Origin of the sequence: Tuberibacillus sp. Marseille-P3662 (assembly GCF_900178005.1) — a bacterium.
Lineage (GTDB): Bacteria > Bacillota > Bacilli > Bacillales > Sporolactobacillaceae > Marseille-P3662.
The window spans coordinates 13248-26514 of the sequence record NZ_FXBS01000004.1 but is presented as its reverse complement, the minus strand read 5'-3'; the positions used below and the strand labels follow the sequence as shown (position 1 = coordinate 26514).

Genomic DNA, 13267 nt, shown 5'->3' with positions numbered 1-13267 from the left:
TATTTCGTTCCACTAAAGATTTTCTGGGTTATATGTCGATAATAATTTTTTATGGGGGTTGGTAACAGTAAGAATGCAAGGATGAAAAGGACGATTGATAAGGGATGAATGATGTGGTAAAAAGATTGGGCTTATTCGTTATTGGTTTTAGTCTCATTGTTGTCATTATACAAGTAGCGATTCCTTCAGCTGATGGACGTTTTGAACAAGCTGATGCGACGCCAGAAAAGCGGCCGTTCTTGATTGTTGCAGGACTTGATAGTTTAACCAACGGTGCTCTGACTCATAAAACAAAAAGCCGGTACTTGGATACATTAATCCCCCAAATGCATAAGACTTATGGGGACGGGGGACCAGGTTATGTCCCGTTTGACAGTATTTATTTTAAGCAGGATCATCATCAATTAAAGATGTCTCGGCGATTAAAGGAAATTAATGATTTAGAGCCGGGTCAATATCCTTCACAATATTCATTTGATTTAAAGGGACTGTATACGAATAAGGGGCGATCTGATTGGTTGCGTTTCGATCTCAAAAAGGACTGGACATACGGCCGTGTGTTCTATTTACAACAACCCGATGGCGGAAGCTTTAAAATAGGGTATCGTCATCAGAAGTTCATTCAGGTCGATACAGGCGGATCATTAAGTTTAAAAACCATTGAACTGCCTAAGCATGTTCAGGATCGTCAAGTGGTCATCCGGCATATATCTGGCAAAGTGACCCTTTTTGGCGGGATATTTTTAAAAAATGGCGGGGTAGCCGTTAGTCGCATCGGACAAGGGGGGGATTTGTTACGCTGGCATGCTCAATTGAACAATGCCTTTATGAAACAATGGCTTCAGCAGCTCAAGCCTGATTTGCTGATTTTTAACGGCGGGACAAACGATAGGTACAGAAGCTCAGTGGGTGAATTTAGACGCCACTTGAGGCACTATCTCAAGCCATTTGAAGCAAGCAAATGTCAGATTCTTATCAATGCACCCAATGCCGTCAAGTATAAACAAAAGCGATTATTAAATTTTATTCATTCGATGAAAGCCTATGCAAAACAGCATAATGATGCATTCATATCTAATCAAAAGGTCCTCGGGAATACATTTCAGGAGGCACAACAAGCGGGGTATATGGGAGACTGGGTTCATCCCAATCACCGTGGTACAAAAAAAATCGGGAATCAATTGTTTTTCTATATAAGAGAACATGTTTTACCCTCCTACAAAAAAGAACACGCCGGCTTCTAGCCGGCATGTTCTAGGCTGGGGACTGATTGATGCGGTCTGTCCGGAGGAGCCATCGATGCATGATATACTCCATTAATCCTAGGAAGGCAGCCCCGTACAATGCTCCATAAATATCAATTGCCGCATAGGGTAGAAAGAAACCTGATGCGTAGACAATCACAACGGCGGTAATGTAATCTGCAATAAGCGATCGCCAAAACGTATGATCACTCAACATCGACCTTTCCATAAAAACACCTACGATGGCTAGAACAATACTAACAATAATGGGTTGATAAATACTGTTATAATCTAAATTTTCAAGATATAAATCAGCTAGAATCAATGTAACTGAAAACCAAACCAATTTTAGAACAAGATTCATTTTTCCACCTCCTATTATTAAGATAGCTTGTCCAGCTGAAATCGGACCTATCCGTCCGCCATATGTAATAGGAGACTCGGAAGGGATCCGGTCTCCTACAATGTGTTATTAACAAACGTAAGCTGTACCGACAATGATTAAAAGGATGAAAAGAACGACAATTAATGCAAATGTGTTCCCTCCACCGCCATAGTTGCCGCAATGAGATTTGGCTCCGCACGACATGTTTGCAGTATATGGGGCATTAGCACCGTGCATCGGATTGCCTCCAAACTCAGCGTTAGCTCCGTACATTGGATTGCCACCGAATCCAGCATTGGCTCCATACATTGGATTGCCACCGAATCCAGCGTTAGCTCCATGCATTGGATTGCCACCGAATCCTGCGTTAGCTCCGTACATTGGATTACCACCAAAACCTGCGTTTGCGCCAAATGATTCATTAGCTCCGTGTCTATATGGTCCTACCATGTTGACTCACACTCCCTTTAGTCAAGTTACATTACATCATATGACTAGATATCTAAGTGTGTATGGGTGAATATCCTGACAGCTACTATTTTTTTAATACATTGTCTCTCCTGAGTTGATTTCAATGGCAGCACGAATTCCAGACTGTATCGCGCCTTCAATCCAGCCATGATAATCTGATGTATGTTCTCCGGCGAAATGAATGTGATTTTCCCGTGCAGATAGATGTGGCCCTAATTCTGATCGTTGATTAGGTTTAAAAAAAGTAAAACCACCTCCGGAATACGGGTGATTGCCCCAATTTTGCACCACGCCATTGACAAAGCTTTCATATACTTGATCACCGTGAACCTCTGCTAAAATCTTCAAAGCTTGAATGATTTGTTCATGTTCAGAAAGACTAGCCCATGGGGTACTGTCGTCTTCCCAAGTATAACTCGCGATAACAACGCCTGAACCGTTTGATCCAAGGTCATGACTTGGATAGATGGTGAAGCGCGTTGGAAGATCGGTGACCATTTTTCCACCATAGATACCGTCTTTCTCCCAAAAGCGTTGATTGAATTCAATACCGATTTTCGTCGAGGGTACATAATGCAGACTATGGATCGCGGTGCGTTTTTTGTAAGATAGCACGTCTATAGGATCGAATTGCACAAATTTAAGGATGGAAAATGGAAGGGTCATGACAACTTTGTCAGCAGAAAAGTGTTCAAGATATCCAGATTGTGTGTTTTGAGCGGCAATCGTCATACGGCCGGCGTTTTGACTGATCTTTTTGACACAGTGATTGAAATATAGACTGTCTTTAAGCTGCGGATAAAATGAAGCAGGGAGACGCTCATTTCCCCCGGTGATTTCATAAAACTGTGTGTCAGGATTAAAAACGGTCGTAAACAATTCGAATAAAATTTCAATAAAAGATAATTCCGGAAATCCATCAACGGCAAGAAGCTGTTCAATCATTTCAATGGCGGCCGGAGATAAGCTCCTTCCGTATGGATTGTAGCGAAAATAGTTCGCAAACGAGTATTGGTCAAAGGCTGTTTTCATGTGATGACGGAGATGGGGAGGGGTTTGCCTGAACTGTGTTAAAAACGGTTGGACAGCATATTCTACAAGTTCTGAAGCAGTTATTCCTTGTTCATGGTTTGCTACAGGATAGCCCAATAAGCTGGGATTCTGTTCGTAATTTTTCCAACGTGTTTTGACACCATTGACATATATCAGATCATTGGCTGTGGCGTTGATAAAGCGGTTAATGGGGAGGTTGAACTTTTGGATATATTCCCAAACTAACCTATGGTCGATTGGAATGCGCATAGCCCCTGCTTCCATATAAAGACCATCCGAGAACGGGGCATACTTAGTCATGACGCGTCCGCCGATTCGATCTGATGCTTCAAGCAGAGTGACACGATGCCCGGCTTCCTTTAATAATGAAGCTGAAACCAGTCCTGACATACCTGCACCAACGATGATAACGTCTTTGGGTTTCGGCGTCTTCGGTAAACCATTCCTTATGATTGATCGCTCGTCCTGCCGGTATTGAGTCATTTTTGAAAATGCTGGTTCCAAATCCTATCCCCTCCGGTTTTTAATCAATTCCATTTCACTGTATTAACTTAATTGGGGGATTATGACTGTATTTTGCGTTTTTTACCAAAAAACGAGGCTGTTCCGAAAGTTGGAACAGCCTTACTAAATATTTATTGAACGTAAGTGACACCAACAATGATGAGTAAGATGAACAGAACGACGATAATGGCAAAACCGCCACCAGCGCCTCCGCCGCCGTGGCATCCACCACCGCAGCTGCTACCACCGTAGCCGCCACCACCGTAGCCGCCAAATCCAGATCCGTAACCGCCAAAGTAACCCATAATCAGAAACACTCCTTTTTAATGGTTTCAATGACATCTTATGTGTGTGATCGACATTTGCATCGACACATGTTACGGGTTCGGGCAAATTCAGCAGGAGCCCGTCTAATCAGGCATCATTCAGATTTCGGATTCAATTATGTTAAAATAGTCAAATAATAGGGAAAGGGGATTTTAATGGTATGGGAGGATAGTCATGGATAGGAAAAAGGCCTATGTATTGGCCATAACAGGTGCGGCGTGTTGGGGTTTAATTGGTTTGTTTGTTCAGCCTTTATATGCCTACGGTCTATCGGCTTGGAATGTGGTGGCTATTCGGGTTATCAGCTCAGGTTTGTTAATGATTGTTTATTTAGGTGCATTTAACCCAAGGTTATTAAAAATCCGTTGGCAGGATAGTTTTTTCTTTGTTGGAACAGGTATTTTAAGTATTGTCTTTTTCAACTGGTGCTACTTTACGGTGATTGATCAAGTGTCATTATCACTGGCAGTGACCTTGTTGTATACGGGGCCGATGTTTGTCACAGTGATGTCCTATCTTTTATTTAAAGAAAGGCTTAGCAAGATGAAAATCATCGCCTTACTGGTGACATTGATTGGCTGTGGGTTTGTTGTCGGTCTATTTCCCAGTTTAAAAGTTAATATGTCATGGTCAGCTGTACTGATTGGTTTAGCATCGGGTTTCTGTTATGCATTGTATAGTATTTTTGGCAAGTATATGGGCGAACGGTATTCGACATTGACAATCACAACTTACTCTTTTGTCTTTGCCAGTCTGTTCATGGTTCCTACAGGCGGTCTATGGCAAAAACTTGATGTTGTTTTAACTGGAGACGTGATGTTATTAAGTTTGGGTTTAGCTCTGATACCGACGTGTCTGGCTTATATTCTTTATACATACGGTCTCTCATTGATTGAATCAAGCCGGGCGTCGATTTTAGCTACTATTGAACCTGTTGTCGCAATCATTATTGGTGTGCTCGTCTTCAGGAATCATTTAAGCTACTGGCAAGGAGCCGGTATGCTCTGTATTTTAGTCGCTATTCTTATGACAACAGGTTTATATAGAAGGAAGAAGAATGATGCAGGAACGACTTCATCCGTTGGAACGCTAAAAGGATAAGAAAGGTCGGTTTCGGCAATCATGAATCTTAGTGAATCAACAATGGATAGGATGATGGCATGCACGCATTTAACGAAGTTTTTATCCAAATTATTCTACTACTGAGTATGGCTATTGGCGTAACAGCAATCGCTAAATACTTTGATCTGCCTTATACGATCGCGCTTGTGATTGCCGGACTCGCTCTAGGAATGGTTCACATCGAGCCTTTGGAAAAAGTTTATGATTTTGTTAACACCTCTTCAGTTTTTCAAGTCATTATTATTTCGATTTTTTTACCGGTTATTTTAGGTGAAGCGACGATTAAAATGCCTTTTAGACATCTTAATGATAACCGCAAGCCGATTCTATTCCTTGCCTTTGGCGGCACATTCCTGTCTTACATCATTGTTGGTGCTTTAATGTACTTGGTGCTTGATTTGCCCTTACAGGTGGCGTTTGTTTTCGGTGCTTTAATGGCGGCAACAGATCCGATTAGCGTGATTTCTATTTTTCAGACAAAAGGCGTTAATCGTAAATTAACGACCATCTTAGAAGGAGAGTCGTTGTTTAACGATGGTATTGCCGTCGTATTATTTAAAATTTCTTCTATCTATTTATTGGAATACATAGCCATGGGATGGGCTGGTCTTGGTGAAGGCATCTTAATGTTTTTGCAATTTGCGATTGGCGGCTTCCTTATTGGTGCTTTAGCTGGGTTTGTTTTTTCTCATTTAACAAGATTGTTTGATGATTATCCTTTGGAGATTGTCTTCTCGTTTATTATGTTCTTCGGTATCTACTTCACGGCTGAGCACTTTCAACTTAGCGGTGTGATTGCGGTCGCGGTTTCCGGTATTATTTACGGTTCTTATGGAACCAAAGTGGGTATGACCCCATTAACTAAAATGAGTATTAAAAACTTCTGGGACGTTATTGCACTGATTGCTAACTCCATCATCTTCTTTATGGTTGGGTTACAAATTAACAGAATTTCTTTTAACTTCTCTCAAGATTGGTTTTTAATTGTCGGTGCTATTTTGATTGTGCTTGTGACTCGTTGTATCGCTGTCTATCTAAGCTTAAGCTTTGTGAAGGTGCCGCTTAAATGGAAGCATGTTGTGAATTGGGGCGGTTTGCGAGGAAGTCTTTCTGTCGCTTTGGCGCTCAGTTTGCCGGCTGATTTTATCATGAAAGATGAAATTATTATTTTAACCTTTAGTGTTGTCGTTTTTTCCTTAGTTGTTCAAACCTTAACATTGGATCCGCTGATTAAATGGCTCCGTGTCGTAAAGCCGTCACAGGGGGTCGAAGATTATGATAATGCGATTGCTCATATTCATCGGATTGATAAAGCCAAGGAAAAATTAGAGGAGATGCGGGCGGCTTCATTCGTCGCAGGCGATGTCTATAATGATCTCAAAGAGCAATACCAAAACGAACTGGATGCCTACCATGAAGAACTGAGTCGACTGTATGACGCTTACCCCGAGATTGAGGCCGAGCAAATACATGACGCCCGCAGGCAACTATATTATGAAGAGCATGATGCTGTTAATGAATTGATTAATAGAGACATCATTAATAATAAAATTGGTGATAAACATAAACGGACCATCATTGAAAAAGTAGAAGAAATCGATTCAAAGGATGAATAGTGAACACAGTGCTCCTTGCTTTAATCAGGGAGCACTTTCTTTGCGAAATTTAACATAAGGATTAAAGTTAAAAATAACAAAATTCAACAGTCACCGTTTAGAGAGGGTTGTTTCGTTATTTCTCAGGAAATATTTTGCCATGTCGAGTCGAATGATGACTATTGAGTCTGTAAGAATCTATCTTTGTTTAAGGGATGTTTATAGGGGGTTGAAGTATATCTGATTCATTGACGAGTGAAACTAATAGCAAATAGTGGCTTTGCGTGATGAGGTGTTAATAAGATGGAACCGATTATTAACAAAGGTGCTGTCCAGTTTGTTGATCGATATTATCAAAGGTTTCATCAACTGCAAGCAGATATGCTTGATTACTGGATCGATCATACGCTGTTTCATTGGGATTTCTGGATTTCAGTCATATTGACGATTTTTCCTTGGATTGTTTGGTTCTGGGTATGTGATAAACAGAATTTCGGACGAATTTTATTTGCCGGATGTTTGGTCATCATAATCGCTTCCTATATGGACTTTCTGGGAACGGCATTGGGTCTATGGTACTATGCAGGTAAAGCCTTACCGACCATTCCTGCTTATGTTCCTTGGGATATTTCTTTGATCCCAATATTCGTTATGTTGCTTCTACAATTCAAACCCCATCTCAATCCTTGGCTAAAAGGTGTGTTTTTTGGCGTTGTAAGTGGTGTGGTAGCTGAGGTAATTTTTAAGTTGCTTGGCTTTTATGTATCCAAGGGTTGGCACATGTGGTACTCGGTTCCGATTTATGTTTTAATCTATTTAATAGCTCACTGGATGGCTGAAAAGTGCCGATTTGGTCCCATTGGTAAGAAGAAGCGGGACGAATGATGATGATTCATAAACCTTGACTTAACCGCAAAGACTAATTTGCAACAAGGAAAGGAGGTTAAGGTTTTGGCACACAAAAAGCATCCCGAACGCAAGGGCCATCAACCTGAACCGCTTAGTGGTTCAAAAAAAGTCAAGAATCATAACCATTCGCGTAACAACCATGGTGAAGGCAGTTAAATCATCCAATTAAAGCGAGTCCAACAAAGGGACTCGCTTTCTTAGCTATCATCTTATACACTGGAGATTACCTAAGGTTCTGAACGGTTTGAAGACGATGGGGTGTCTTCGCCTTGGTCAGGTGACTTTCTTCCTGACAAAAACCATCCGCCAACCGCAATTACGATTAGAACACCCCAGAAGGTTAGTTTCCAAGCTGTACTGTGTACGAAATGTTCATTTAATACGCCGATGCTCGGATGTGCGAGTGTAATAACAGCTAGTTTGACACCGACCCATGCAACGATCATGTAAGCGGTTGTTTCTAGACCGGGACGTTTGTCAAGAAGTCTCACAAACCAATTCGCTGCGAACTTAATTAAAATAAGTCCTGCTACTGTTGCAGCCACGATAATTGCAAATTGTCCACCATCCATACCACCAAACCGTGGCAGTGGAGTTGGTGGCAATGTGACAGCAAGGGCGACAGCTGCCAGAATGGAGTCAATAGCAAAAGCAATGTCCGCTATGCCAATTTTGGCTACTGTTGTCCAAAAACCGGCTCCTTTTTTATTTTCATTATCTTCTTCGTGTTCTTTTTCTGAACTAAAGAAGTTACCATAAACATGTTTGCCGCCTAAGTAAATAAGATATGCTGCACCGATGGCCTGAACTTGCCAAATATCTGTCAAAAATGATATAAGAAAAATGGAGATGAATCGGAAAACAAACGCCATGTAGATGCCATAGTCAATGGCGTGTTTTTTTTGTTTGTCCGGTAAGTGTTTTGCTATGATCGCTAGAACGAGGGCATTGTCAGCTGATAGGATCCCCTCTAAACCGATTAATATTAACAAAGTCCAACCATATTCAAGCCAAATTGAGTCCATATCGATACTCCCTTCATCAGACGTAGTTTGTACATAAAAAAATACCTTTACCCAATTTTGGGCAAAGGCATTCAACACCAAATTAGACCTTTACCCAAATATAGGCAAAGGTCTTGCTAACAACTCAAACAGTTGCCAATGACGGCCGGGGTTTGATCCCGTAATGACGACCGTTATTGTTAAGCTACTCCCCTTTGACAACAAAAGGTTATTCAGTTCTGATAAGCTGATTATAGCATAAGGGAATAACGATGAACTGTCAACTTAAACGATTTTAAAGGGCGTAGGGATTGTGGCATCACACTTGGACAAATATCAAGAGGAACACATAGTGACATCATGGACGCACCATATTTGCCAAAATTAAGAGTAAAGGATGGCAAGTTTGGTTTAAATATTAAATCAAGGCTTGAAAATATGAATGGTCTGAAAAAGATGTTGTGAACGCCTTCAATACATGGTATTATGAAAACAAATAAATCGACTTTAATAAAACTCTGCTAGGGGTGCCTTCGGGCTGAGACGGAATCATCCGAACCCTTGGAACCTGATCTGGTTTGTGCCAGCGAAGGAAAGTAGGGGTTGACGGATGATCATACTTACGTTTGTCAAACCACTTTCCTGTTGGAGAGTGGTTTTTTGTATGAATTTTATTAAGGGTTGAGGTCGCTCACTTTTTATGGGATTTCGCTCATTTTTCGTAAAAATCGCTCAATTTCGGAAAGAAACGCTCACTTTTGGTGATAGAACGCTCATTTCTTCCGATAACCGCTCATTTTTCGGAGAAACCCGCTCATTTATGTTTCTAAGACATCATTCTTATTTTGAAGGGAGGGGGAGATGATGCCAGCCTTTCATGTCATATCAAATGGACAACAATCGTTGTCACAGTTTCTAAAGGTTTTAACATCGATTGAACCTTGGATTGATGCTGTCCACATTCGTGAAAAGCAGCGCACTGCATTAGAGATCAGGCAATGGGTCGAGGCAATGCTTGAAAATAAATGTCCCACTGACAAGATCATTTTAAATACTGGAGCTACAATGAACCACTTATCTGACATTGGCGGTATCCACTTGCCCGAAGATGACTCCCCGAAAAAATGGAAAGCATCTTATCCCCATTTACACGTTGGTTGCTCCAGTCATTCCAGTGATTCAGCTGCTCAAAAAGCGGAAGCAGGTGCTGATTATCTCTTGTTCGGTCATGTTTTTTCAACGGCTAGCAAACGAGGGCTCATGCCACAAGGCATTGAAACGTTAAAACAAGTGTGCCAAGCCGTCGATATCCCAGTACTCGCGATTGGTGGGATTCAGGCTGACAACGTGGCAAAGGTCATGGACGCTGGAGCGCATGGTGTCGCGGTGATGAACGGGATCATGCAATCGGAGGAGCCGGAGCGTGAAGCGGAGGCGATTCGGATGCAATTGGAGGTGCAAGGACATTATGGTTAAAAAATACGATGTCTTGATTGTTGGCGGAGGTGTCATCGGTTGTGCGGCGGCATTTTATTCAGCCAAAGCCGGCCAGCGGGTGCTTTTAGTGGAAAAGGACAAGATTGGATCGAGGACATCACAAGCAGCTGCCGGCATGCTTGGTGTGCAAACCGAACTTGATGGCCCATCGCCGCTGTATGACTTGGCGAAACGCAGCCGTTCTATGTTTTCTGAACTTAGTGAGGAATTACGTCAATTAACGGGGATTGATATTGTTTATCGGCAGTCAGGTGCGATGCGGCCGGCATTCTCAGAACAGGATATGGCACGTATGGAGACAATAGCCGATTGGCAGCGGCGTCAAGGGGAGACCGCCCAATGTCTGACACGATCCGAAGTGTTAGCGACTGAACCGGCTCTCTCAGACACGATTTCCGGTGCTCTTTATTTTCCTTATGAAGGTCAGGTCGAGCCGACTGATTTAACACAAGCTTTGGCACGAGCAGCGGTGCACTATGGTGCGAAATTGGAAGAACATAATGATGTTTTGGAAGTGATGGAAGAAAGTGAGAAGGTGACAGGGGTACGAACGTTAAAAGGGGATTATGCTGCTGATCATGTCATTGTCACTGCAGGGGTATGGAGTGGGAAGACAGACCTGACGCATGCTGATATTGACCTATTTCCAATTAAGGGTGAAGCCCTATCTGTACGCGTGGCTGAGCCCATGTTGTCTCGGACGATTTTTTCCGAATCATGTTACATCACACCCAAACAAGGGGATAAAGTCTATATTGGTGCTACAGAAAAACCTTATGACTATGACACGGATGTCACTGTGGACGGTGTTTACCAATTATTATCTTCTGCTAGAGCCTTGCTGCCAGCACTCAGCCAAGCTAAGATTGACCAGATCTGGGCCGGGCTCAGGCCGACAACCCGAGACAGGCGACCCTATATTGGTCAGGCACCTCATACCGAAAATTTATGGTATGGTTTTGGGCACCATCGCAATGGGATTCTACTAAGCCCTGTGACTGGCTGGCTGCTCGCACAACTGGTCCAGGGCCGGCAACCGGACATTGATTTAACACCATTTTCTCATTCCCAATATTCAAGCAAGGAGGTTTTGAAGTAATGGCTGTTGTTATTAATGGCCAAGATGTGTCATTACCAGAAGACGTTCACACAATCAATGATTTGCTAGGATTTTATCAATTGCAAGAAAAAATGGCGGTCGTTGAACACAATCAAACGATTATGAAAAAAAATAACTATGAAAAAAGTTACATTCAAGACGGTGATAAAATTGAAATTGTTCATTTTGTAGGAGGCGGATGATCATGTTAACAATCGGTCGATATCAATTTCAATCACGGTTACTCTTGGGAACTGGGAAGTATGATGACTTACAGGTACAAACCGAAGCGGTCCAGGCTTCGGAAACGGAAGTGCTGACGTTTGCCGTGCGGCGGATGAACATTTTTGAACCTGATCAACCCAATTTTTTAGAGGAAATCAATGTTCATCAATACACGTTATTACCGAATACAGCTGGAGCAACAACAGCGGAAGAAGCGGTCAGGACCGCGAAACTCGCGAAAGCTTCTGGACTATGTGATATGATTAAGGTCGAAGTGATCGGTGATCAAAAGACTCTATTACCAGATCCACTTGAAACGTACAAGGCCTGTGAAACGCTTCTATCTGAAGGATTTACCGTGCTCCCGTATATTTCTGATGATGTGATTTTGGCTAAGCGCCTGCAAGCATTAGGGGTTCATGCGGTGATGCCAGGTGCATCACCGATTGGGAGCGGTCGAGGGATCTTGAATCCCTTGCATCTACAATATTTGACCGAGTCTTTAGATGTTCCTGTCATTGTAGATGCCGGCATTGGTGCGCCATCAGATGCTGCGCAAGCGATGGAACTCGGCGCTGACGGCATTTTATTGAATACCGCTGTCTCAGGTGCAGGTGATCCGGTATCCATGGCGCGGGCGATGAAATTAGCTGTTGAGGCCGGTCGCCTAAGCTATGAAGCAGGCCGAATTCCGATGAAAACGCAAGCGACGCCAAGCAGTCCAAAAGAGGGAATGAGTCCGATTGATGAATGAACGCTATTCGCGGCAAACGTTGTTCTCTCCCATTGGAGACAGCGGCCAACAGAAATTAAACACGTCTAAAGTATTGATTGTCGGTGCGGGTGCTTTGGGAACAGCGGCGGCCGAAATGTTAGTGCGCGCGGGTATCGGCCATCTGGTGATCGTTGACCGCGATTATGTCGAGTGGAGCAATTTGCAACGCCAACAACTCTATACGGAGACCGATGCTGAAGCGGGCACGCCAAAGGCAACAGCGGCGGCCGAGCGGTTAAAGGCGGTAAACCATGAAGTCGACATTCAGCCCTATGTTTCCGATTTTTTTGATTATGTCAGGCAGCATTTTACGGCGGATGTCGATGTTATAATTGATGCAACTGACAATTTTGAAACGAGATTATTCATCAATGACTTAGCGCAAAGGCACTGCATTCCCTGGATATATGGCGGGGCGACGGCAAGTACAGGTATGACGTACACATTTGTTCCCGGGGTGACGCCATGCTTCTCCTGTCTGCTGCCGACGATGCCAACGGAGCAAGATACATGTGATACGGTCGGTGTGATTGCGCCAATTATTCAATGGGTGACTAGCCATCAAGTGACGGAAGCGATGAAGTTGTTGACAGGGAATCAAGCGTCGCTACGCGGCACATTAATATTTACCGATATTTGGGGGAACGAGCAGACGTCTATGAAGATGGATCAATTGAAAAAAGACGACTGCCCGTCATGTGGTCATGATCCGACGTATCCTTATCTTCAAACGTCATCAGGAACCAAAACAGCTGTGCTTTGTGGCCGCGATACGGTGCAAATCCGCCCGCTTGAAGGTGAACGCTTAGAACCGGAAGCCGTAAAACAGAAGCTAGAAGGGGTTGCCCAGAAGCTAGCGGCGAATGATTTGCTCATCCATGCCAGATTGGACGATAAGCGTCGTATCGTTGTGTTTCACGACGGTCGTGTCCTATTACATGGTATGCAAAGTGTCGAAGAGGCCCAATCAATCTATGACCGACACATACGAACAACATAAATGATCCTATTAAAAAAAGGGTGCCTTCTAGATTGCATCATACTGAGGGCACCTTTC

The 13267-nt window shown here is 43.0% G+C and carries 15 protein-coding genes and 1 riboswitch; of the genes, 10 read left to right on the top strand and 5 right to left on the bottom strand.

Features of this window, described 5'->3' with window-relative positions; genetic code table 11:
• The first annotated feature begins 113 nt into the window (after positions 1–113).
• The gene (locus B9Y89_RS03700; RefSeq protein ID WP_176222092.1) at positions 114–1244 is read left to right on the top strand and encodes an SGNH/GDSL hydrolase family protein; all 1131 of its coding nucleotides are present in this window, start codon (positions 114–116) and stop codon (positions 1242–1244) included.
• Between the two features lie 10 nt (positions 1245–1254).
• Here the strand turns inward: B9Y89_RS03700 and B9Y89_RS03695 are convergent, their stop codons facing one another.
• The 4 genes from B9Y89_RS03695 to B9Y89_RS03680 form a co-directional block, all read right to left on the bottom strand.
• Positions 1255–1608, bottom strand: a complete 354-nt coding sequence (locus B9Y89_RS03695; protein WP_085521668.1) for a hypothetical protein — start codon at positions 1606–1608, stop codon at positions 1255–1257.
• A gap of 108 nt (positions 1609–1716) precedes the next feature.
• Positions 1717–2079, bottom strand: coding sequence for a YjcZ family sporulation protein (locus B9Y89_RS19475; RefSeq protein WP_085521666.1), 363 nt, complete (start codon positions 2077–2079; stop codon positions 1717–1719).
• A 93-nt stretch (positions 2080–2172) separates the two neighbouring features.
• The gene (locus B9Y89_RS03685) at positions 2173–3636 is read right to left on the bottom strand and encodes a flavin monoamine oxidase family protein (RefSeq protein ID WP_085522324.1); all 1464 of its coding nucleotides are present in this window, start codon (positions 3634–3636) and stop codon (positions 2173–2175) included.
• 152 nt (positions 3637–3788) lie between these two features.
• Positions 3789–3962 carry a YjcZ family sporulation protein gene (locus B9Y89_RS03680; protein WP_085521664.1) on the bottom strand — a complete coding sequence of 58 codons (174 nt, stop codon included), beginning with the start codon at positions 3960–3962 and terminating at the stop codon, positions 3789–3791.
• Between the two features lie 196 nt (positions 3963–4158).
• Here B9Y89_RS03680 and B9Y89_RS03675 point away from each other — a divergent pair, with 196 nt between their 5' ends.
• From B9Y89_RS03675 to B9Y89_RS03660, 4 genes are all read left to right on the top strand, one after another.
• Positions 4159–5085, top strand: coding sequence for a DMT family transporter (locus B9Y89_RS03675; protein ID WP_085521662.1), 927 nt, complete (start codon positions 4159–4161; stop codon positions 5083–5085).
• 59 nt (positions 5086–5144) lie between these two features.
• On the top strand, positions 5145–6722 hold the full coding sequence (locus B9Y89_RS03670; RefSeq protein ID WP_085521660.1) for a cation:proton antiporter: 1578 nt from the start codon (positions 5145–5147) through the stop codon (positions 6720–6722).
• Positions 6723–7004: 282 nt separating this feature from the next.
• The gene (locus B9Y89_RS03665) at positions 7005–7586 is read left to right on the top strand and encodes a CBO0543 family protein (protein ID WP_085521659.1); all 582 of its coding nucleotides are present in this window, start codon (positions 7005–7007) and stop codon (positions 7584–7586) included.
• A 9-nt stretch (positions 7587–7595) separates the two neighbouring features.
• Positions 7596–7766 (top strand): small acid-soluble spore protein P, encoded by a 171-nt coding sequence (locus tag B9Y89_RS03660; RefSeq protein ID WP_441351463.1) that lies wholly within the window; start codon positions 7596–7598, stop codon positions 7764–7766.
• 71 nt (positions 7767–7837) lie between these two features.
• Here B9Y89_RS03660 and B9Y89_RS03655 read toward each other — a convergent pair whose 3' ends face one another.
• Entirely contained in the window at positions 7838–8635 is a 798-nt protein-coding gene (locus tag B9Y89_RS03655; RefSeq protein WP_085521655.1) for a TerC family protein, read from the bottom strand.
• A 492-nt stretch (positions 8636–9127) separates the two neighbouring features.
• Positions 9128–9226: riboswitch (TPP riboswitch) on the top strand.
• Between the two features lie 252 nt (positions 9227–9478).
• Between B9Y89_RS03655 and B9Y89_RS03650 the strand changes: the two genes are divergently transcribed.
• From B9Y89_RS03650 to B9Y89_RS03630, 5 genes are read left to right on the top strand one after another with little or no spacing between them, the layout of a single operon-like run.
• Positions 9479–10090, top strand: coding sequence for a thiamine phosphate synthase (locus B9Y89_RS03650; protein WP_176222091.1), 612 nt, complete (start codon positions 9479–9481; stop codon positions 10088–10090).
• Positions 10083–11210, top strand: coding sequence for a glycine oxidase ThiO (gene thiO, locus B9Y89_RS03645; protein ID WP_085521652.1), 1128 nt, complete (start codon positions 10083–10085; stop codon positions 11208–11210). Before B9Y89_RS03650 ends, thiO begins: the two co-directional genes overlap by 8 nt.
• A complete protein-coding gene (gene thiS, locus B9Y89_RS03640; protein WP_085521650.1) occupies positions 11210–11413 on the top strand; it encodes a sulfur carrier protein ThiS in 204 nt (67 codons plus the stop codon). Before thiO ends, thiS begins: the two co-directional genes overlap by 1 nt.
• Positions 11414–11415: 2 nt before the next feature.
• Positions 11416–12189, top strand: coding sequence for a thiazole synthase (locus tag B9Y89_RS03635; protein WP_085521648.1), 774 nt, complete (start codon positions 11416–11418; stop codon positions 12187–12189).
• Positions 12182–13210, top strand: coding sequence for a ThiF family adenylyltransferase (locus tag B9Y89_RS03630; RefSeq protein WP_085521646.1), 1029 nt, complete (start codon positions 12182–12184; stop codon positions 13208–13210). Before B9Y89_RS03635 ends, B9Y89_RS03630 begins: the two co-directional genes overlap by 8 nt.
• Positions 13211–13267 lie beyond the last annotated feature (57 nt).